The 21,602-nt window shown below is 40.0% G+C and carries 19 protein-coding genes; 9 read left to right on the plus strand and 10 right to left on the minus strand.

The window, feature by feature from the left end; genetic code table 11:
• Window positions 1-76: 76 nt before the first annotated feature.
• From DPV81_RS05300 to hslO, 7 genes are all read left to right on the plus strand, one after another.
• Complete coding sequence (locus tag DPV81_RS05300) at window positions 77-580, plus strand: protein disulfide oxidoreductase (RefSeq protein ID WP_111387112.1); 504 nt, start codon at window positions 77-79, stop codon at window positions 578-580.
• A 52-nt stretch (window positions 581-632) separates the two neighbouring features.
• Window positions 633-1,556, plus strand: coding sequence for an ADP-glyceromanno-heptose 6-epimerase (rfaD, locus tag DPV81_RS05305; RefSeq protein ID WP_070867712.1), 924 nt, complete (start codon window positions 633-635; stop codon window positions 1,554-1,556).
• 98 nt (window positions 1,557-1,654) lie between these two features.
• On the plus strand, window positions 1,655-2,698 hold the full coding sequence (gene waaF, locus DPV81_RS05310) for a lipopolysaccharide heptosyltransferase II (RefSeq protein WP_070867711.1): 1,044 nt from the start codon (window positions 1,655-1,657) through the stop codon (window positions 2,696-2,698).
• On the plus strand, window positions 2,695-3,600 hold the full coding sequence (locus DPV81_RS05315; protein ID WP_111387114.1) for a DMT family transporter: 906 nt from the start codon (window positions 2,695-2,697) through the stop codon (window positions 3,598-3,600). Before waaF ends, DPV81_RS05315 begins: the two co-directional genes overlap by 4 nt.
• Window positions 3,597-4,550 carry a lipopolysaccharide heptosyltransferase RfaC gene (gene rfaC, locus DPV81_RS05320; RefSeq protein ID WP_070867709.1) on the plus strand — a complete coding sequence of 318 codons (954 nt, stop codon included), beginning with the start codon at window positions 3,597-3,599 and terminating at the stop codon, window positions 4,548-4,550. Before DPV81_RS05315 ends, rfaC begins: the two co-directional genes overlap by 4 nt.
• Window positions 4,551-4,715: 165 nt before the next feature.
• Window positions 4,716-5,840, plus strand: a complete 1,125-nt coding sequence (locus DPV81_RS05325) for a porin (protein ID WP_070867708.1) — start codon at window positions 4,716-4,718, stop codon at window positions 5,838-5,840.
• Between the two features lie 198 nt (window positions 5,841-6,038).
• A complete protein-coding gene (hslO, locus tag DPV81_RS05330) occupies window positions 6,039-6,905 on the plus strand; it encodes an Hsp33 family molecular chaperone HslO (protein WP_070867707.1) in 867 nt (288 codons plus the stop codon).
• 43 nt (window positions 6,906-6,948) lie between these two features.
• Here hslO and DPV81_RS05335 read toward each other — a convergent pair whose 3' ends face one another.
• Window positions 6,949-7,773, minus strand: coding sequence for an alpha/beta hydrolase (locus DPV81_RS05335; protein ID WP_083327134.1), 825 nt, complete (start codon window positions 7,771-7,773; stop codon window positions 6,949-6,951).
• A gap of 256 nt (window positions 7,774-8,029) precedes the next feature.
• On the opposite strand from DPV81_RS05335, the gene pckA reads away from it, so the two are divergent.
• Window positions 8,030-9,646 (plus strand): phosphoenolpyruvate carboxykinase (ATP), encoded by a 1,617-nt coding sequence (gene pckA, locus DPV81_RS05340; RefSeq protein ID WP_070867705.1) that lies wholly within the window; start codon window positions 8,030-8,032, stop codon window positions 9,644-9,646.
• Window positions 9,647-9,743: 97 nt separating this feature from the next.
• Here the strand turns inward: pckA and DPV81_RS05345 are convergent, their stop codons facing one another.
• The 9 genes from DPV81_RS05345 to DPV81_RS05385 all read right to left on the minus strand — a co-directional run bounded on the left by DPV81_RS05345 (window position 9,744) and on the right by DPV81_RS05385 (window position 20,422).
• A complete protein-coding gene (locus DPV81_RS05345; RefSeq protein ID WP_065420546.1) occupies window positions 9,744-10,019 on the minus strand; it encodes an HmsD in 276 nt (91 codons plus the stop codon).
• A gap of 3 nt (window positions 10,020-10,022) precedes the next feature.
• Window positions 10,023-11,264 (minus strand): poly-beta-1,6-N-acetyl-D-glucosamine synthase, encoded by a 1,242-nt coding sequence (pgaC, locus tag DPV81_RS05350; RefSeq protein WP_070867704.1) that lies wholly within the window; start codon window positions 11,262-11,264, stop codon window positions 10,023-10,025.
• A gap of 10 nt (window positions 11,265-11,274) precedes the next feature.
• A complete protein-coding gene (pgaB, locus tag DPV81_RS05355) occupies window positions 11,275-13,191 on the minus strand; it encodes a poly-beta-1,6-N-acetyl-D-glucosamine N-deacetylase PgaB (RefSeq protein WP_111387116.1) in 1,917 nt (638 codons plus the stop codon).
• A 21-nt stretch (window positions 13,192-13,212) separates the two neighbouring features.
• Window positions 13,213-15,630, minus strand: coding sequence for a poly-beta-1,6 N-acetyl-D-glucosamine export porin PgaA (gene pgaA / locus DPV81_RS05360; protein WP_111387118.1), 2,418 nt, complete (start codon window positions 15,628-15,630; stop codon window positions 13,213-13,215).
• Between the two features lie 204 nt (window positions 15,631-15,834).
• On the minus strand, window positions 15,835-16,602 hold the full coding sequence (gene fecE / locus DPV81_RS05365; RefSeq protein ID WP_111387120.1) for a Fe(3+) dicitrate ABC transporter ATP-binding protein FecE: 768 nt from the start codon (window positions 16,600-16,602) through the stop codon (window positions 15,835-15,837).
• Window positions 16,602-17,585, minus strand: coding sequence for a Fe(3+) dicitrate ABC transporter permease subunit FecD (gene fecD / locus DPV81_RS05370; protein ID WP_005695168.1), 984 nt, complete (start codon window positions 17,583-17,585; stop codon window positions 16,602-16,604). Before fecD ends, fecE begins: the two co-directional genes overlap by 1 nt.
• Window positions 17,585-18,574 (minus strand): iron-dicitrate ABC transporter permease FecC, encoded by a 990-nt coding sequence (gene fecC / locus DPV81_RS05375; protein ID WP_111387122.1) that lies wholly within the window; start codon window positions 18,572-18,574, stop codon window positions 17,585-17,587. The genes fecD and fecC overlap by 1 nt, the downstream gene beginning before the upstream one ends.
• Window positions 18,574-19,464, minus strand: a complete 891-nt coding sequence (locus DPV81_RS05380) for a Fe(3+) dicitrate ABC transporter substrate-binding protein (protein ID WP_070592650.1) — start codon at window positions 19,462-19,464, stop codon at window positions 18,574-18,576. Before DPV81_RS05380 ends, fecC begins: the two co-directional genes overlap by 1 nt.
• A 91-nt stretch (window positions 19,465-19,555) precedes the next feature.
• Window positions 19,556-20,422, minus strand: a complete 867-nt coding sequence (locus DPV81_RS05385; RefSeq protein WP_070592649.1) for a DMT family transporter — start codon at window positions 20,420-20,422, stop codon at window positions 19,556-19,558.
• Between the two features lie 112 nt (window positions 20,423-20,534).
• Here DPV81_RS05385 and msrAB point away from each other — a divergent pair, with 112 nt between their 5' ends.
• On the plus strand, window positions 20,535-21,596 hold the full coding sequence (gene msrAB / locus DPV81_RS05390; protein ID WP_070592645.1) for a bifunctional peptide-methionine (S)-S-oxide reductase MsrA/peptide-methionine (R)-S-oxide reductase MsrB: 1,062 nt from the start codon (window positions 20,535-20,537) through the stop codon (window positions 21,594-21,596).
• Window positions 21,597-21,602: the final 6 nt, after the last annotated feature.

Consider the following 21,602-nt stretch of genomic DNA (forward strand, 5'->3'; position numbering starts at 1 on the left):
AGCAAAATATCTGTAATTTTGACCGCACTTTTCTGATCGATTACAATCCATTTATCCTAGATCATGAAATTTTATTGTGAAACTTAAAACCTTATTAAAAAATGCGATTTCGCTCTTGCTGACGTTGATTATCGTGAGCAGTATTCTTGATTTTATTCGTAAACCTAATATTCCGCCTGAAATCAATGCAACGGCACTTTATGATTTACAGGGAAATGCCTTCTTTTTACCTCAATTAGATCAAGCTAAGCCGACAATCATTTATTTCTGGGGAAGTTGGTGCGGTTATTGTCGTTATACTTCTCCAGCGATTAATTCACTTTCAGAAGAAGGCTATCCGGTAGTTTCTGTCGCACTACGTTCGGGGACAAATAAGGACGTGGAGGATTATTTACAAACCCATCGCTATCAGTTTACAACGGTGAATGATCCTCAAGGCAAGATTGCGGATCAATGGCAGGTGAATGTGACACCGACGATTATTATTTTAAACAAAGGAAAAATGGATTTAGCCACAACGGGTTGGACAAGTTACTGGGGCTTAAAAGTGCGGTTGTTTTTCACAGAGTTTTTTGGCTAAGCGGCACAAAATCTATTACAATACACAGACTTATTTTAAAGAGGACAGAATTATGATTATCGTAACAGGTGGCGCCGGCTTTATCGGCAGTAATATCGTTAAAGCATTAAACGATATGGGACGCAAAGATATTTTAGTGGTGGATAACTTAAAAGACGGGACTAAATTCATTAACTTAGTGGATCTTGATATCGCAGATTACTGCGATAAAGAAGACTTCATTGCGTCAATTATTGCAGGTGATGATTTAGGTGAGATCGATGCGGTATTCCATGAAGGCGCTTGCTCGGCGACTACTGAATGGGACGGTAAATACATCATGCATAATAACTACGAATATTCAAAAGAGTTATTGCATTACTGCTTAGATCGTCAAATTCCGTTCTTGTATGCATCAAGTGCGGCGACTTATGGCGACAAAACTGAATTCCGTGAAGAGCGTGAATTTGAAGGCCCATTGAATGTGTACGGTTATTCTAAATTCTTATTCGACCAATATGTGCGAGCGATTTTACCTGAAGCAAAATCACCAGTATGTGGTTTCCGTTATTTTAACGTGTATGGTCCGCGTGAAGGCCACAAAGGTTCAATGGCAAGCGTGGCATTCCACTTAAATAACCAAATCCTGAAAGGCGAAAATCCAAAATTATTTGCAGGTAGTGAACACTTCCGCCGTGATTTCGTTTATGTAGGCGATGTGGCACAAGTCAACATTTGGTGCTGGCAAAATGGCATTTCAGGTATCTTCAACTGTGGTACCGGCAATGCAGAATCTTTTGCGGAAGTGGCAAAAGCGGTGATTAAATTCCACGGAAAAGGCGTAGTGGAAACCATTCCATTCCCAGAGCATTTGAAATCTCGCTATCAAGAATATACGCAAGCGGATTTAACGAAACTTCGCGCAACTGGCTATGACAAACCATTTAAAACCGTAGCGGAAGGTGTGGCTGAGTACATGGCGTGGTTAAATAAATAAAAATATTGAACAAATAATGTCGTTCAATACTAGAAAATGAATAAAGTGCGGTTAAAATTAGTCTTATTTTTAGCCGCACTTTTGTTATAAGGTCAAGCATGAATATTTTAATTATCGGCCCGTCTTGGGTCGGCGATATGATGATGTCGCACAGTTTGTATCAACAACTCAAACTGCAATATCCCAATTGCCAAATTGATGTGATGGCACCGAATTGGTGTAAACCGCTTTTAGCCCGTATGCCAGAAGTGCGCCATGCCATTGAAATGCCGCTTGGACACGGCAAGTTTGCCTTGTGTGAACGTTATCGTTTAGGTAAGGCTTTGCGCAATCAATATGATATGGCGATTGTGTTACCAAATTCCTTGAAGTCAGCTTTTATTCCTGCTTTTGCAAAAATTGCTGTGCGTCGTGGTTGGAAAGGGGAAAGCCGTTATTTCTTACTTAATGATTTACGCAATAACAAACGTGATTACCCAATGATGGTGCAACGTTATGTGGCGTTAGCTTTTGAGCAAAATGCAGTACCGAAAGCGGCAGATATTTCTGTTCTAAAACCTTATTTAGCCGTTGATCCAACGCAACAAACAGAAACCTTAAAAAACTTTGAAAAACAGACCGCACTTTTAGGCGAACGTCCGATTATCGGTTTCTGCCCAGGTGCAGAATTTGGTCCAGCTAAACGTTGGCCGCATTATCATTATGCTAAATTGGCTGAAATGCTAATTGAAAAAGGCTATGCGGTAGAATTATTTGGTTCACCAAAAGATGTGGAGGCAGGAGAGCAAATCCGCAATGCGTTGCCAGCCGAGCTACAACCGTTTTGTTTGAATTTGGCAGGGCAAACGAATCTTAATCAAGCTGTGGATCTAATCGCTAACTGCACAGCAGTGGTGAGCAATGATAGCGGCTTAATGCATATTGCCGCTGCAACAGATCGTCCATTGGTCGCGCTTTACGGCCCAACGAGCCCAACTTATACGCCACCATTATCTGATAAAGCGGTGATTATTCGTTTAATTGAAGGCGATTTAATTAAAGTGCGTAAAAGCACAGATAGCTCGGAAGGGTATCATCAAAGTTTGATTGATATTACACCAGAAATGGCATTAGAAAAATTAGAGACATTATTAGCAAAATGAACCCTCTTCGCATACACTTACAATTAATCGGAATGGCTATTTTATGGGGCGCATCTTGGCCTTGGGGGCGAGTGGTTGCCCAAGCTATGCCGACATTTGTTGCCTCAAGTTTACGATTTTTCTTTGCGATTATTCCGCTCATGATTTGGTTATATGCGGCAAATCGCTTTAAATATGCGAAACAACTAAGAGCAAACCAATGGATAGGTTTGTTTGTGACTGCCTTTTTCGGTGTTTTTGCCTATTCCACGTTTTTTATCTGGGGACTGAAATATCTTCCGGCAGGGCAAGCTGCCGTGATTGTAGCAACAAACCCAGTTTTCACGACGTTTTTGGCAATTTTTTTATTTAAAGAAAAATGGAATCGATGGGTAATACTCGGAATGATTATTGCCATGAGTGGATCGCTATTGGCTCTCACAAAAGGGAATTTTTTACAGATGATGGATTCCTTTGGCTTTGGGCAAATATTATTAATTGGGGCGCTAATTTGTTGGGTCGTTTATACCTTACTGGCGAGAAAAGTACTCGCAGGTATTGATTCACTCACCGCAACCACCTTATCTTCTATTTTTGGTTTTTTATTGTTATTTATGAGCGCATTATGCGTGGAAAGTGCAGCCGATTGGCTTACGGTACTGAATTTATCTCAAGGTGAGTGGATAAGTTTGCTTAGCCTCGCATTTGGAGCAACAGTATTAGCCTATGCCTGGTATTTTGATGGGGTGAAATACTTAGGGGCAGGTAATGCCTCAGCTTATATCATACTTGTGCCGATTTTAGGGATTTTATTCTCAGCTGTTTGGTTGAATGAACAAGTGGATTCATCCTTAATTATTGGTGGTATTTTAGCTGTGTCAGGTCTCGGTATTATGCACTGGGGAAGAAGGTTAATTAAATGAAAGTATGCGTGATCAAAACGTCTTCTATGGGCGATGTAATCCATACTTTGCCAGCATTGACTGATGCGCAGCATGCTATTCCTAATCTCTCCATTGATTGGGTGGTAGAAGAGAATTTTGCCGAAATTCCACATTGGCATTCTGCCGTGAAGCAAATCATTCCAATTGCCTTAAGACGTTGGCGAAAATCGCCTTTTTCGACTCAGACCAAAAACGAGTGGAAATCTTACCGCGCGTTATTACAAGCCAAGCAATATGATGCCGTGATTGACGCACAAGGGCTTTTTAAGAGTGCTTTTTTTGTAACACGCTTAGCTAATGGCATTAAACATGGCTATGATTGCAAAAGTATCCGTGAACCGATTGCTTCATTTTTCTACGATAAAAAATACACTATTTCCTATCAACAACATGCGGTAGAACGTATTCGTCAACTTTTTGCGCAAGCCTTATCTTATCCATTACCGAAAGAAAAAGGGGATTATGGTATTGCTCGTCATTTTATTTCTGCAGATTCTATCGAACCTTATGTGATCTTTTTTCATTCTACGACAAGAGATGAAAAGCATTGGCCAGAACAAGAATGGCGAAATTTAATTGAAAAACTGACCACGCTTTCTGTTCAAGTCCGTTTACCTTGGGGAAATGAAAAAGAAAAGGCAAGAGCAGAGCGATTAGCCGCAGGTTTATCTCATGTAGTCGTTTTGCCTAAGCTTTCATTGAATGAATTGGCTGGACAAATTGCCAATGCGAAAGCCGTGGTATCGGTAGATACAGGGCTTGCCCACTTAACTGCTGCGCTGGATAAACCGAATATTACACTTTATGGCGCAACAGATCCGACCTTAATTGGCTGTTATGGTAAAAATCAGCATTATTTAACGGCAAATTCAATGGAAAATATTACTTCAGACCAAGTGTTTTCTACGCTAAATTTATTAATTAAATAGGTGATAAAGTAATCAAATATGTATTTATCTTGATTGATTTTAGTCAAAATATTGCCTATTTTCTGATAGTTGGCAAAATTTAGGGTTGACCATTTAAGTTGTAGTGTATAAACTGCAAAAAGTTCAATTTTTTAATAAACTTCATTAAATAATAGGGAAAGCGTTATGAAAAAAACACTTCTTGCTTTATCTGTAGCTGCATTAGCAGCAGGTTCTGCACAAGCTTATAATTTCCACATTGACCAAACTGGTACTGATGTTGATTTTTACGGTTCTTTACGTGTTAAATGGGAAAGCACCTCTAACAAAACTAACTATGTAAATGGTGATGTAACTAAAGAACACATCAATCACGCAGTTGATAACAACGGTTCACGTTTTGGTTTCAAATTAAAACAAAGCTTAGGTGGTGATTTCTACGCTTTAGGCCGTGCTGAATGGCGTATGCGTGGTGAAGCACCTTCACAACATGATTTTGACCATGTTTATACTCACCAACTTTATGCTGGTTTTGGCCACAAACAATTCGGTGAATTAACTTACGGTAACATGGTAACTATCACTGATGAAGTAAAACAAAGTGATTTAGCAAATACTTACAGCTTGACTGATGGTTTATTAGAGACTTCAGCTCGTCGTGTAACACAATATGTTTATAATGGTGACTACGGTTCAAATAAAGTGAAATTTGGTGCGTACTACGGCGGTTCAAGCAAACGTAACATCAAAAACGTAGATTTAAAAAATAATCGTAAAAACACTTGGGGTACAGGTCTTATCTTCAATCATGAAATTGATAGTATCCAAAATGTAACTGTCGCAGCAGGTTTCACTCGTGAAATTTCTGAAAATGCGAACAAAACAGCATACTACAGCAATGCTTATGCTTTAGGCTTAGCGTATAACTTTGTTCACACTACTTATGGTTTAGACTTAGCTCACAAAGATACTAAAAATAAAGATGGTGCAGGTAACAAAGTGAAAAATAATGAAGTAACTGCAGTGATTCGCCAAGGTTTAAATGAAGATTGGAATGTATATGCAATGTATTCTTACAAAACTGAGAAAACTTTACCTGTAGGTTCTGCATATTCAAAAGCGACTGATCGCCAGTTCTTAGTGGGTACTGAATACTATGTGTATAATCAAGGTTCGTTAAAAGTGAAACCATTCATTGAATGGCAAGCAACTCGTACTAAATACGAGAATACCTTTGATAAAGACTCTGGTAAACAACTTGATCGTAGCCGTGATTTCAAAACTGTTATCGGTTTACGTGCATACTGGTAATTTATCAGTTTAATCTTATAAAGCGAGCGGATAGTGAGAGCTATCCGCTTTTCTTTTTGGCTTGTAATTTTGATTTTCACCCCCATAATATTGCTCAGGCACAAAGTGCGGTAACAAAACGACATCTTTTTTGAACGTTTAAGATTTATTCACAAAATTGACCGCACTTTTTACTCAAAGAATAAATAGGAACAAATAATGAATTACACTCAAGACAATGACAAACTTTACCGTTACCTTTTCCAAAACCGTGCCGTGCGTGGTGAATGGGTACGATTAAACCAAACTTTTACTGATACGTTGAACACTCATCATTATCCAAAAGCAGTACAAAACTTACTGGGTGAGATGATGGTGGCAACGAATTTGTTGACCGCCACATTAAAATTTAATGGCAATATTACAGTTCAAATTCAAGGTGATGGTCCATTAAAATTAGCCTTAGTTAATGGCAATGATCAGCAACAGATCCGTGCATTAGCACGTGTGCAAGGTGATATTCAAGACGGCATGAGCCTACATGATATGATTGGCAAAGGCGTATTAGTGATTACGATTGCTCCAACTGAAGGTGAACGTTATCAAGGCGTTATCGGTTTAGATAAACCAACGATTACGGAATGTTTAGAAGACTATTTTGTGCGTTCAGAGCAATTACAAACCCAACTTATTATTCGCACGGGTGAATATGACGGTAAAGCTGTTGCCGCTGGAATGTTGCTACAGATTATGCCAGATGGCCAAGGTACGCCAGAAGATTTTGAACATTTAACGACCTTAGCTGCAACCGTAAAAGATGAGGAGTTATTTGGATTACCTGCAGAAGAATTGCTTTATCGTTTATACCACGAAGAAGTAGTGGAAGTTTTTGAACCTCAAGCCGTTTCTTTCTTCTGTGGTTGCTCACCTGAGCGTTCTGGGGCAGCATTATTACTGATTCCAGAAGCTGAAATAGAGGAAATTTTAGAAGAGCATAAAGGCAGCATTGATATGCAGTGTGAATGTTGTGGTACGCATTACTTCTTCAATAAAGAAGCGATTGATAAACTTAAACAAGCCCAATAAGAAAAATCCCCGTTCATGATAATGGGGATTTTTTTATGCTCTTTTATTGTTGAACTTGTTCTAAACAATGTTTGATAGCGTCCGGAATTGAGCCACCATGATTTTTATTGGGAATAGAAATAAATTCCACGGAATTACCCTGTTTTTCCAATATTTCCGCCAGTTGATGCGCATTGATTGTTCGCATTTGTTTCCGTTGATTAATACGCTGTAATTGTTCTTCAGTCATATTTGGATCCTGTTCAGGATGCTCTTCATAATAGCCTAATGTAATCAGAATATGTGATGGTTTTGGGCTAATCCATGGTTCATTTTGAGGTAGAAATGAGCCATTCCCCCACCAAAGAGAAGGGCTTGCCAAGGTGTAATATTGAAATAAATCCGGTTGATGGAAGAGTACGTACAATCCAAATAATCCACCAAAAGAATGGCCAAAGAAATATTGTTTTTCCTTATTAATATCGAAATGCTGTTCAATATAAGGCTTTACGTCTTGTTGAATAAAGCGTAGAAAATCGGCTGCTTTTCCTCCTTTGGCGAATTCGGTACCTTCTGCCGGGAAAGTGTAGTCTCTCGTGCGTTCTTCAATGACATAAGCTTTATCTGATACATAACCGATACCGACAATAAGCGGGAGAGGTTTATTGGGATTGACAGCATTCACTGCCATTGGAAATTGAGCATTGCCATCTAACGTGTAAAGTGCGGTCAGTTTTTGCGATGTTTTTGGTGGTACCGCAATAAACAAGCGGTAATGTTTGTCTTCAAAGGTAAAATCTTTTTGTTGAATTTGATACATTTTTTTCATGTTTTCTTGAATAGGTGGAATCTTAAAGTCGGGTTCTGCTTGCGTGCTTTGCGTAAACATCAGCAGACAAAATAAAAAGGGTAAACGCAGAAATGAGAACATAGGTATTGAGTCTTGAGTTGATAATAGTTCTCACTATATCGAAAATATGATGGGTAAATCAACCTTGTTGTATCCCAACCTCCTAAACCACCTAAAAAGGGGTAGAATTTTCCAATGAATGTTCAAAAATGAGATCTAGTTAACATTTTTTTTTTGACAATTCCCATACAATAAACATAGGAAAAATTTTTAAACTTTAATCAAGAGGTGAACTATGACTGATGTTAAAAACGTAATTAAAGAACTTGAAGCCGTTGGTATTCATGATGTTAAAGAAGTGGTTTATAACCCAAGTTATGAACAACTTTTTGAAGAAGAAACAAAACCAGGCTTAGAAGGCTTTGAAAAAGGGACACTTACCACAACTGGTGCGGTGGCTGTTGATACAGGGATCTTTACCGGTCGTTCACCGAAAGACAAATACATCGTTTTAGATGATACCACAAAAGATACTGTGTGGTGGACTTCTGATGTGGCGAAAAACGATAACAAACCAATGACTCAAGAAACTTGGTCGAGCTTGAAAGATCTTGTGACTAAACAACTTTCTGGCAAACGTTTATTCGTGGTTGATGGTTTCTGTGGCGCAAGTGAACAAGACCGTATCGCAGTGCGTATTGTGACTGAAGTGGCATGGCAAGCACATTTTGTAAAAAATATGTTTATTCGTCCGACAGAAGAACAATTAAAAACTTTTAAACCAGATTTTGTGGTCATGAATGGCTCTAAATGCACCAACCCGAACTGGAAAGAACAAGGTTTGAACTCTGAAAACTTCGTTGCATTTAACTTAACTGAGCGTATTCAATTAATCGGTGGTACTTGGTACGGTGGTGAAATGAAGAAAGGTATGTTCTCAATGATGAACTACTTCTTACCACTTAAAGGTGTAGGTGCAATGCACTGTTCTGCTAACGTAGGTAAAGACGGTGATGTAGCAATCTTCTTCGGTTTATCAGGTACAGGTAAAACCACGCTTTCTACCGATCCAAAACGTGAATTAATCGGTGATGATGAGCACGGTTGGGATGATGTAGGTATCTTCAACTTTGAAGGTGGTTGCTACGCGAAAACTATCCATCTTTCTGAAGAAAATGAACCAGATATCTATCGTGCAATCCGTCGTGATGCATTATTAGAAAACGTCGTGGTTCGTGCAGATGGTTCAGTTGATTTCGATGATGGTTCTAAAACTGAAAATACTCGTGTGTCTTACCCAATTTATCACATTGATAATATTGTTAAACCAGTATCTCGTGCAGGTCACGCAACGAAAGTAATTTTCTTAACTGCGGATGCATTCGGTGTGTTACCTCCAGTGTCTAAATTGACACCAGAGCAAACCAAATACTACTTCTTATCTGGTTTCACTGCTAAATTAGCTGGTACAGAGCGTGGTATTACTGAGCCAACTCCAACTTTCTCAGCATGTTTCGGTGCAGCGTTCTTAACTCTCCACCCAACACAATATGCTCAAGTATTAGTTAAACGTATGCAAGCTGCTGGTGCAGAAGCGTATTTAGTTAATACTGGTTGGAACGGTACAGGTAAACGTATCTCAATCAAAGATACTCGTGGTATTATCGATGCGATCTTAGATGGTTCTATCGAAAAAGCAGAAATGGGCGAGTTACCAATCTTTGATTTAGCGATTCCAAAAGCATTACCTGGCGTAGATCCTGCGATTTTAGACCCTCGTGATACTTATGCCGATAAAGCACAATGGGAAGCGAAAGCGAAAGACCTTGCTGGACGTTTCGTGAAAAACTTTGAAAAATATGCGACCAACGCAGAAGGTAAAGCACTTATCGCAGCAGGTCCAAAAGCTTAATTAGAGAATATCGTATCTAATTAAACATTTCTAAAAATAACCGCACTTTGATTTGTTAACCAAAGTGCGGTTTTTTTTATGTTAAGTTTTTTGCGAGTTATTCTTTTGCTACGGTAAGAATAGACCAAATATAAGCCAAGATGACCAATACCGCAGAGACAGAAAACATGATGCTGACCACATCGACAAAAAAGAAACTTTCCAGAATCGGTTTAGTGAAGATGCGTTCCGCATATCTCGCGACAAAAGTGATGATATAAGCCCATAAAGCCCAGGTAACTAGATCTAGTACAAAGCTTTTGGCTTTAATCAGCAAGGGAAGGCTGCTACCTTTATTAATAACCATCAATTGTTGTAAAGTGGCGGTTGCCATTATTTAAACTCCTCTGTCAGGGCTTGTCCAGACAGCTAGCTTGGACTTGTTTCTAAAAATCGCTTTTGGGATCCCAATGAGTAACGTTACTGTATTAAGTAACCAATAAACATAGGGATACCAAATGCAGGAAATTCCATATTGGATCAATCCTTTTTCATAACGTGAATCAATGTATAAGCTTAAGAGACACTGTAAGAAGAAAGAGAAAAACATGATCGAGATATTTGTTTCAAACAGCTCCATGTTTTGAATACCTATACCTAAGGTAATCTTGCGGTATAGTGCAAGCGCAACCAGTACAACCAATAAGATTGCCCAAGTTGCGGTAACAAAATATTCGGCATACATTGGCCATAGACGGCGGTTTCTCCAACGCCAGACCTGAGGGAAATATTTGAGAATGGTTTCAGCACCACCTTGTGCCCAGCGTAAACGCTGTTTGTATAAGCCATAAAGACGTTCAGGCATTAATACCCAACATAAGGCACGAGGCTCATACATGATGTTGTAACCAGCCGTTTGAATTTTCCAACTGACATCAATATCTTCAGTGATCATATTGGTACTCCAGCCACCGATTTCTTCCATCACATCTTTGCGGAATAAACAACATACGCCGGATACCGTGAAAATGGTTCCCATTAGACTTTGAGCGCGTTTGATTAAACCGATAATAGAGCTAAATTCAGAAACTTGTAGACGACCTAAAATGGTGCTGCGGTTACGTACGCGTGGATTGCCAGTAACGGCGCCATAAGCACGGTTTAATTCGAGGGATTGCACCATGTAATCGATCGCATCGAAATCCAATACTGCATCGCCATCAATACAAGCTACATATTCACCTTTAGCAACTAACAAGCCATGATTTAATGCACTGGCTTTACCTTGGTTTTCTTGGTGAAGCGCCACGATGCGTTCGTCAGCTTTTGCCCAACGCTCAATAATTTCGCCCGTGTTATCTTTACTGCCATCATTGATGAAGATCAGTTCATAGTTTGGGTATCTGAGTTGGAGCAAGTAAGGAATGGCTTCATCTAAATTGTCCCCTTCGTTATAGCAAGGCACCATAATGCTGACCATCGGAACACGTTCTTTTGGCATTTGTTGGAAAGTTGGTTGCCCAAGTTTTCCTTCCATAAAAAGGTAATAACACAGACTTGCCGTCACCCAATATATCGCCATTCCAGCAGGATACATGAATACGAAGATACTCACGGCTTCTAAGAATTGTTGGTTCATAAGTCAATCCTTATTGTTTTCCTGCATTCGTATTTACGGAAAAATACGGTTTCATTTTGTTCAGATCCGGTTGATTTGTTAAAAAGTTATCCGGATAGTAGCCATAGCTATAAATATGATTTTTTTGTAATAGCGTCATCCAATCAATCAATTCGGATTCAGGAATTGGCTTTTGAGTCCGCCAATTCACCGCTTGGAATTCAAATAAGACTTTATCTAATGGCGCTTGGGCTTTCACATTTTCAATGAGAGAAGCAAACCATTGATAGGCTTCTTTTTGTGAAATAGGCTGTTCATTTTCCATGTATGGCATCGCCATGATGGCAATGGTATCGTAATTGTCGGTGAGCGTTTTTAAGTTTTGTGCCAACCATTCTTCTGCATTTGGATTTGTGATCACTGATGCATAAAGATTACGAGCCGTTTTAAGAGAATATGAACCACGCAAGAAATAAGGTTTTAACGCATCGGTGAGTTGATGGGTTAATTGGATTAAATCTTGTGTTTTTTGTTTTGCTTGTGGGCTAACTATACCTTCAGCATGATCACCTTCTGCGCCCTCAAAATCGGTTAGGAACGCGTCATCGTGGAATAAAATGCCATTAAATTTGGCATAGAATGACAAATCGTTATAAATGGATTTAATGATTTCAACATTCTGTTTGTTATAAGGTGAAAGGCGTAAATAAGCCTTTGTTGAAGGTTTGCCCGTGCGGCTATCAATGACATATTCCGCCTCTTTTACACTTTTGCGTAAATCAAAGGCGAGTACAGGCATCCAAGCGTAGACTTGTACGCCTGCGCGCGTTTGTAATTGCCAGGCAATTCGGCCAAAAATATCATCTCGTACAGGAAGGTATTTATTTGGGAAATACAAGGCATCCGCTACACCATCCCCATCGGGATCAGAGAAGGCTTGAAGATAAACTGTCGTCACACCATAGCGATAGATGCGGTCGATTAACTTATCAAGGTTTTTGGCTTGCTGAGCTTTATCCGCATCATAGACATAATCTAAATCGACATGCAGTACTCGTTGAATTTGTTTGCTTTCATCAATGCCATCAAGATAGTTTTTAACGGTATTTAGATCGGTTTCTGCATTAAGTAATAAGCGTCCAATATGTTTATCGTCAACTTTATTGATGATTTTTTCACCTAATGAGAAATAGTGTGACATTCCTGCTTGTCGTGCAAGTTGCACAGCAACATCATTAAATTGTCCATAAGGCCACACCATTACACGTGGTTTCTTACCGATATGATTGACTAACGTTTGAACAGAACGAGTGAAATCAGATTTCAATCTGTTTTTGTAGGCATCTTCCGTTTCATATTTTCCGTTTTTATATTCAGGTGCAATCACTGAGGGTAATTGACCACCAGATGGGTTGGCATTTATACCGTTATGAAGATTATGAGTATGTGAGGCTACTTCAACGAGCCCACTTTGTTCCATTTCTTTGACTTGCGACCAAGTGGCAAAAACGGAACGATCTAGCATTTTATCGGCATAAGCGATTTTTTGATCTGCCGACGTATCTAACCAGCCTGTCACTGGCGCAAAAACAGCAGGGTAGTTATAGGCCTTTAATAGAGGAAAGACCACGTTATACATGGTTTCATAGCCATCATCGAAGCTTAGCAATACCGCATTATCAGGTAATGTGCCTTTACCATTTTCAGCATCGATAACTTGCTGCCAACTGATCACGTTGTATCCGTTTTCTTTTAGCCAATTAAAATGTTTAATTAAGGTTTGGGCTGAAATCGTTTGAGGAAAATAATGTTTTTGATTTTCAGCCGCACTTTCATCTACAACAGAGTGATAAGCTAATACGCCATAACGATCTTGCGCAAAGGCAAAAGCCGAAAAAAGGGAAAGCGTGCAAATAATGATTTTTGCAAAATGTTTTAGAGATTTCATAAAGTTATACCGTTTAAGTATTTAATAATAAATAGAGAAATTTAAATTTCCGAAATTGTTAAATTCAGCATTGCCATCGTAAATATTCTTTTTACGGCCAATTTCATAAGACACGCCAAATTTTTTACCCACTCGCCATTGGTGTCCGTAGCTAATCGACCACATTTTTTCTCGACTGAGTTCTGCCTGTTTATAGGCACCCACACTGGCTTTCAGATGGTGATTTAAGATCAAGCCATAATTAAGTGGTTGGTAGTAACTTAAATCCGCACCGAATTCCAAGCTTGTCGCTTTTGATGGGTTGTAATATTCAGCAGAATCAATGGTTTTGTTTTTGCTGTAATCGACTCTGAAATTGTTGGTTAGCGTCCAACGGTCATGTTTGAATGTATTGAGATTCAACCAGAAATTGGCTTCTTTTCTTAAGTTGCCGTCATCAAATTTCATGACGCCACCACCTAGTCCGGCTTGGAAAATATCGGAATAGGAATACGTGGTAGAGAAACCAATATCTTTGGTATACACACCTTTATTAATGGCTTTAACTGGGGTGCCACTACCATTAATATTGGCGTTTAAATTAAATGACCAATGTTGGTTGAGGGTATAATTTGCCTCTGTAGAGAAATAGGCTTTATCATTAAGCTTAATGCCTTTCCCGCCTTCCATTTTCAATTGGAGCGGATAGAAATTGAGCTCTGTTCCCACACCAATTCGGCGAGAAATGAGGCTTTCTTTATCATAAGGGGAGCGTGTTTCTAAGTAATGAACGTAGAGATCGTGACCATTTGCTGTTTTCGGTGTGTAAATCGCATAATCTTGACTACTTTCATTGCTATAACTTATTGGTGAAGTGCGATGCTGTATGCCGACGCTCCCTACAATTTTGCCAGAACGCACTTGTTCATAATGCTTAATAAGGGATTGCGCTGACTGACGTTGTTCTTCATTCATTGCATCAATCGTTTTTGAAACTGTTGGTAAATCATTTTGACTTAAGGCAGTCTCAGCCAGGTTATTACGAGCTTCTTGCTGATCATTTTTTCTCAAAAAATAACCGGCTTTTTCCGCCCATAATTTAGCATCATCATAATTGCCGCGATTTCGCTCAAGTTCCGCTTTTTGCAACATCACCCATGGATCACCAGGCGTTTTGTTAAATAGGCGATCATCTATAAGTTGCTGAGCTAATTTGCTGTTACCACGCCATAAAGCTAAACGTGCCAAACCAAAATAGCGAGAATCGTAGCCTGGATTCAGAATTTTTGATGTTCGGGTATAGTCATTGATATAAACATTTGAATTCATACGCTCTAAATATTGTTGAGCCAATTCAAATTTGCCCGCATCGCTTGCGGTCAGAGAGAGTTTATGAAGTAAACCATCACTCACAGCGAGTTTATTGTTTGAGTATTGTTGTTCAATTGATTGATAAATCGCTAATGCTTTGTGTGGTGAGCCTTTTGCTGCCCAATAATCACCAAAGGCTTCTTCTAAATACGCGGGCACATTAGGTTGAGCCTGTAATGTATTGAAGTCGTCTTCTATTTCATAAAATTTATTCAATCGGACACCCATCACAAAATGATCTTGCAATGCTTGTTGATACAAAGGATGTTCAGGGTTAATTTTAGCCAAAAGTGCGGTCAATTCTTCAAATGATTTTTCTTGCTGTGCAGGCGTTGTCGCATTTTTTGAGGAGGTAATCGTCTTACCATGCTCAAACCACATCATGTCTTTTTGATTGAATTGATCTGGATAGGCTTTTTGTAGTTTCTCTTGTAATGGCAGAAGGTTGTATTTTGATGCTAAACGATACAACTCTCTCATTAAGGTGATATTTTTCGGATTTTGTTCTAACTGACGTTGCCAACGGCCAAGTTTAGCCATATCGGGTTCAGTGAAATCAAGCAAATAACTCTCAGCATCAAGATAGGCATTATCTTGTCCAAAACGTTTTTTATAAACACTCAGTGCATTTTTTGCCGCATTGTAGTTTTTGGTTTCTGTGAAAGCTAATGCGCCACCAAGCCAGCCATTTGGATTATCAGGGTATTGCTTTTGCAATTGGGAATAGAATGCAACGGCACGATCGTATTGTTTTTCATTTCGAGCGGCTTTGCCTAAATTTTCGAGTTCATTTTGGGAAAATTGCGCTGGTGCGCAGCTTTCGCAAAGTGAAAGTGCTTTAGCAGATTGATTCGTCCTCAGATAGAGTGTCATTAAATCATCGCGCACTTTTACATCGTGAGTCCTCTTAAATAAGGATTCAAGTTTGGGAATAGCTTGATTTAATTGGGTATCTCCTTGACGGGAGAAAATGATGATATTTTCTCGTTCGGTATCAATAGAGGAATTTTGGGCATAGGCAACCTGTACTACTGAGGTACTGACACCTACTAATAGCATTGCCTTAAAGACATGGGCTAGAGATTTCATTTTTTAGTTCTACTATATTAATAATAATTATCTAGTACTTCGTTATTTCAGACAGTGTAAAGAAGTGTAAGTTTTGCAAAGAGGTCCGACCTCTTTGCAAGCGATGGAAAATATTAATTATGTATAAATGGAGGGGGGGGATAAAAAAATAGGCGTTCTAGTAAAATAAAACACCTATTTTATATTTAGAGAAGTGATTGAACGTTATTTCAAAATAAACATCGGTGTGTTACTGATAGGATCACGATGAATGATGACATCCAAATCAAACACATCCTTAAGTAACTCTTCGGTCATGACCTCATCAGGTGTGCCTTGTGCCATTACGGCACCTTTTTTCATGACGATTAAGTGATCGCAATAGCGGCAGGCTTGGTTGAGGTCATGTAACACTGTAATTACGGTTTTGCCGTTTTGTTGCATTTGTCGCATCATGCCCATGAGTTCTGCTTGGCGGTTTAAATCCAGATAAGTGGTAGGCTCATCAAGTAGCACTAATTCAGCATCTTGCGCAAGTGTCATGGCTAAAAATACCCGTTGTTGCTGACCACCAGATAAATCGGAAACCAACTGTTCGGCGAGTTCGGCAGTTTGTGTTTGCGCCATCGCCCAAGTGACCAATTCTTCATCTTTTTGACTGAGTTTACCCCATAGATTTAAGTAAGGCGAACGCCCGTAAGCGATCAATTCGCGCACTTTTATCCCTTCAGGTACCAAGTGTTGCTGCGGGAGAAAAGCCAATTCTTGGGCATATTCTTTAGGGCTTTTTTGCCAAATGTCCTTGCCTTTATGGGTGATTGAGCCTTGCTTCGGTTTAAGCAGGCGAGCCACCGCTTTTAATGTGGTGGACTTACAGCAACCATTTGGGCCGATTAACGCAATCACTTTATTTTTCGGGAATTTTAGCGACAGATTTTTAACCACGAGTTTATCTTGATAACCTAAAGATAAATTATTGATTTCAATGCTCATTATTTAGTTCTCATCAATAAGTAGAAGAAATATGGCGCACCGATAATCGCGGTCAGAATACCCGCTGGTAGTTCAGTTGGTGGGTCAATCACCCGCGCCAAAATATCCGAAAGTTGTAATAAGAGGGCGCCAATAATCAAGGCCGCCGGTAATAGGGTGCGATGTCTGCCGCCGACTAAACGACGGGCAAGATGCGGCGCAACCAAGCCTAAAAAGGCAATCGGACCACAAATTGCTACGGCCGTAGTGGAAAGGGCGACCGCTAGCACTAAAACGCTGATTTGCACTTTATTCACAGTCACGCCTAAGGTGGAGGCTTTGTTTTCACCTAAACCAAGGGTGTCGAGATCGCGACAGAAAATAAATGGCAAGGGTAGCAACACTACTAACCATGGCAATACCACATTCAAATAAGACCAGCTGCGCCCCCATAGGCTTCCTGTAAGCCATAACATCGCTGTATTGATCTCGACCGGATTGGTAAGCATCAGATAATGACTAATGGCTGCCCACAATGCGGAAAGTGCGACCCCAATGATTGCCATTTTAATAGGGCGGAAGTTAAAACCGCACACGATCCATAAAATGACAAAAGAGAGCACTCCACCTAAAAAGGCAAAAATTGGCATCCAGTAAAATGCTAAGTTTGGTAAGAACATCAATACCGAAACAGCAACTAACCCTGCCGCATTGTTAATCCCTAAAATATCGGGAGAGGCAAGTGGATTGCGTACTACGCTTTGCACTAACACACCGGAAATCGCTAAGGCTCCGCCTAATAAAATCGCTAATACCGCACGAGGTAGGCGATATTCCATCAAGGTAAAATAGTTTTTATCGTCAGGCTGAAAGGCCGCCCAAATTTCCTCAAAAGAAAGCGTATAAGTGCCAAGTCGAATACTCAATCCAAAGAGTAGTACCATCAGACTGAGCGTGACGACATAAAAGCCGATAGCGCGAAAAGATACATGAGAAGCTCGCATTAGTGTCTTCCTCTGGCAAATAATACAAAGACTGGGGCACCGATTAAGGCAAGCACCGCACCAGCAGGCACTTCGCTAGGGAAGTTCACCGCACGGGCAATGGTATCTGCAGCGAGCATTAAAATTGCGCCGAGTAACATTGCCATAGGGAGCGATTTTCGCAAGTCATAACCAATCCAATAGCGGGCAAGGTGGGGCACGAGTAAGCCAATAAAGGCCACAGGGCCAGCAACACTCACGCTTGAGCCCACAATCAATAACGCCATGATGTTAGCGTACCAACGTAAACGGAAGAGATTGATACCTAGCGAACGCGCGGATTCATCACTTAAATTGAGTAAATTCAAACGACTGGCAAAAAGCAGGCAGAAAAGTGCGGTCAAAATAAAGAACGGAAATAACGTCAATAATTCATTCCAACGGGCATGTGCAATGCCGCCAGCTAGCCAGCTCATAATACCGAAGGCATGATCTTCCGCGATAATGAGCACCAATTTCGTGAGCGCGGCACAAAGTAGTGATACGGCAATCCCCGCTAAAATCACTCGGCTACGATCTCCACTATTATCTTTCCATCCGTTGCTGATCAGCATCACCACAAACCAACTCAGACCGCCGCCGATACTAGCCACTAAGGCAATGCTATAACCAGAAAGAATCAAGGGGCTAAACGCACTGGCGGTTACCATGGCAAGACTAGCTCCAGAGTTCACGCTGAGTAGCGTAGGTGAAGCAAGCGGGTTGCGCGTAATGGTTTGTAACAACGCCCCCGCCACCGCAAGATTGGCACCTAAAATCATGCCAACTAATGCGCGCGGTAGGCGTAAATCGGTTACCGTAATTTTGGCAATTTCATCGCCATCGGGGAGGAACGCTTGTAACGCTGCAAGCGGTCGAATTTCGATGGGATAATACAAAAACAGGCTTCCCCATAATAGGAAAGCCAGAATGATAAGGGGAAGTCCCCAACGGAAAGCAGACTTCATCATTATTTTTGCTTCACGAAATCTTCAATTTGTTTTGCCATAATTTTGCTTGCTTCTAAACCGCGACCACGCGCCCACATGTCGGAGTCAACACTGTAAACATGGTTCGCTTTGACCGCAGGAATGGCTTTCCAAAGTGGCTCAGCTTCCCATTTGCGCGCAATACTTTCATCACGATAATGGGCAATGAACAAGTATTCCGGTTTTTCCATTACTAATTGTTCAAGGTTGATTTCTACGAAAGCTTGATCGCTATTGAGTTTAGTTGGCGCAAAACCTAATGTCGTTAAGAAACTACCCACATAGCCATTGTCATTTTGGATATTAAATTTATCTTCTCGGGAAGTACCAAATGAGGCTTTTTTGCCTTGTACACCTAAATTTTTTGCGATGTTGGCAATGTAATCATTATGTTCATTGATCTTCGCTTTCATTTCAGCGCTTTTACCGACTAAATCACCAATTTTCTGCGCAGTTTCAAGATTTTCTTGGTAGCTTTCATGACGGGAATCAAACATCACCGTTGGCGCAATTTTTTTCAATTCTTCAAATACTGCAGTATGGCGAGATGGATCAGCAATAATTAAATCGGGTTTGAGAGAAGCAATCACTTCAAGACTCGGTTGAGAACGCGTGCCAACGGATTGCCATGCAGCAATTTTTTCGCGCACTTGCGGCAAAATACGATCGATTTTGTTGTCGTCAGCCACACCTACTGGGCTTACACCGACTTGGGCTAAAGCATCCACAAAAGAATATTCCAATACCACAACACGGCTTGGGGTTTTATCAAGGGTAAATTCACCTTTCGCATCTTTAACCGTCACGGCGCTAGCGAATGCGGATACCATTAATAATGCGGAAGCTAAAGTAGTTTTGAATAATTTTTTCATGTTGTGTCCTCAATAATAAAAAGCATTTGGATTATACACTCAAACAATGTTATTGAGAATAGTTATATTCTAGCTATTTGGTCGGATTTCTCTATTTTGCCCGCATTCTGGCAAGTAAACTGACGGCAATAATAATGACTAATGAACCAATCCAGAAATTTAGGCTTGGTACGTTATCCCAGAAGAACCAGTCACAGATGCTGGAGAAAATCACGCCAGTAAAAGCAAAAGGCGTGATGACATTGGCAGGGGCGTATTTAAAGGCGCGAGTGAGTAATAATTGGAAAATAAGACCAAATCCGCCCACTAAAAGCAGTAATGTGAATCCATGTAGTGTTGGTATTTCCCATTGAGTAATAAAAAAGAGTGGCAATAAAATCGAGCCTAATAAGTGGAAGTAAAACACGATATTTTTAGGTGAGTTGTGTTTATTGAGCTCTTGTAAGCTGATAAATGCCATGGCCGCCAATACTGCAGCACCTAACGCATAGCCTACATGGATAGGGTTGATATTCATTGAACCGTTGGTCAGCATAATGATGGATACACCGATAAACCCCATAAAACTGCAAGCTAATACTTTTAATGGCGTTCTGACTTTAAAGAAAAACAGCAATAAAGGCACAAAAAGTGCGGACGTATTCATCAATAAAATCGCAATAGAAATCGGCAAATATTTAATGGCGTAGAAGGTTAGCAACATACTGGCAATGCCGGCTAGATTACGCAAAATGAGAAACTTCCATTGCGACATATCGACTTTGAAATCTCCATCTTTAATTAAAAAGGGCAAGAGAAAAACAAAACCAATAAAGAAGCGGGAAAATAAAATTTCACTGGACGGTAATTCATCAGAGGCGTATTTTACAAATACACCCATTAAGGCAATGCTGATGTAAGCTAACACCATACAAACAACAGCTTTTTGATAATTATTGCGGAGATGTATGTTTGGCATAAAGGTTCCTTGCACAAAGTGCGGTAAAAAATTGCCTTATTTTGTAAGAAAATGGGCTTGTCTTCGTCTAATGAAATGCAAGCTGAAGATTTTTCTATAATAAGGAAAGAAAATGAAATATACAAAAACATTTCTCATATTGACCGCACTTTTTGGCGGTTTGCAAAGTAGTTTAACGTATGCTGATCACACAGAATCATCAAAGGAGCAAAAAATGACAATGGAAAGTAAACAAGAACAACAAATTATTTATCTTGCCGGTGGTTGTTTTTGGGGACTAGAAGCTTATATGGAACGCATTCAGGGCGTGACCGATGCAGTTTCGGGTTATGCCAATGGAAAAGGTGATACCACTAACTACCAATTATTGCATGCGACAGATCATGCGGAAACGGTGAAAGTCACTTACGATCCAAATAAAATTTCGTTAGATAAATTACTGCAATATTATTTCCGCGTTATCGATCCAACCAGTATTAACAAGCAAGGCAATGATCGAGGCAGACAATATCGCACCGGCATTTATTATCAAAATGAGCAAGATAAAGCCGTTATTGAAGCGGCATTAAAAACCTTACAAAGTAAATATCAAGTGCCGATTCAAATTGAAGTAGAACCGCTGAAAAATTATGTGGAGGCGGAAGAGTATCATCAGGATTATCTCAAGAAAAACCCGAATGGTTATTGCCATATTGACATCAAAAAAGCCGATGAGCCATTAATTGATGATAAAAAATACCCAAAACCAAGTGATGCAGAATTAAAGCAAAAACTGACCGCACTTCAATATGATGTGACGCAAGGCAAACATACCGAACGCTCTTTTAGTAACGAATATTGGGATAATTTCGCGCCGGGTATTTATGTGGATATCACCACGGGAGAACCGTTATTTTCTTCTAAAGATAAATTTGAATCAGGTTGCGGCTGGCCAAGTTTTACCAAACCGATTGCCGCTGAAGTGGCGGAGTATCAAAGAGACAATAGCTTTAATATGACTCGCATTGAGGTATTAAGCCGCAGTGGCCATGCCCATTTAGGTCATGTATTTGATGATGGCCCTCGTGATAAAGGCGGTTTACGTTATTGCATCAATAGCGCATCGATTAAGTTTATTCCATTAGATGAAATGGAAAAACAAGGCTATGGCGATTTGATTCCCTTTGTGAAATAAGAGGAA

Origin of the sequence: Haemophilus parainfluenzae (assembly GCF_003252795.1) — a bacterium.
GTDB classification, from domain to species: domain Bacteria; phylum Pseudomonadota; class Gammaproteobacteria; order Enterobacterales; family Pasteurellaceae; genus Haemophilus_D; species Haemophilus_D parainfluenzae_K.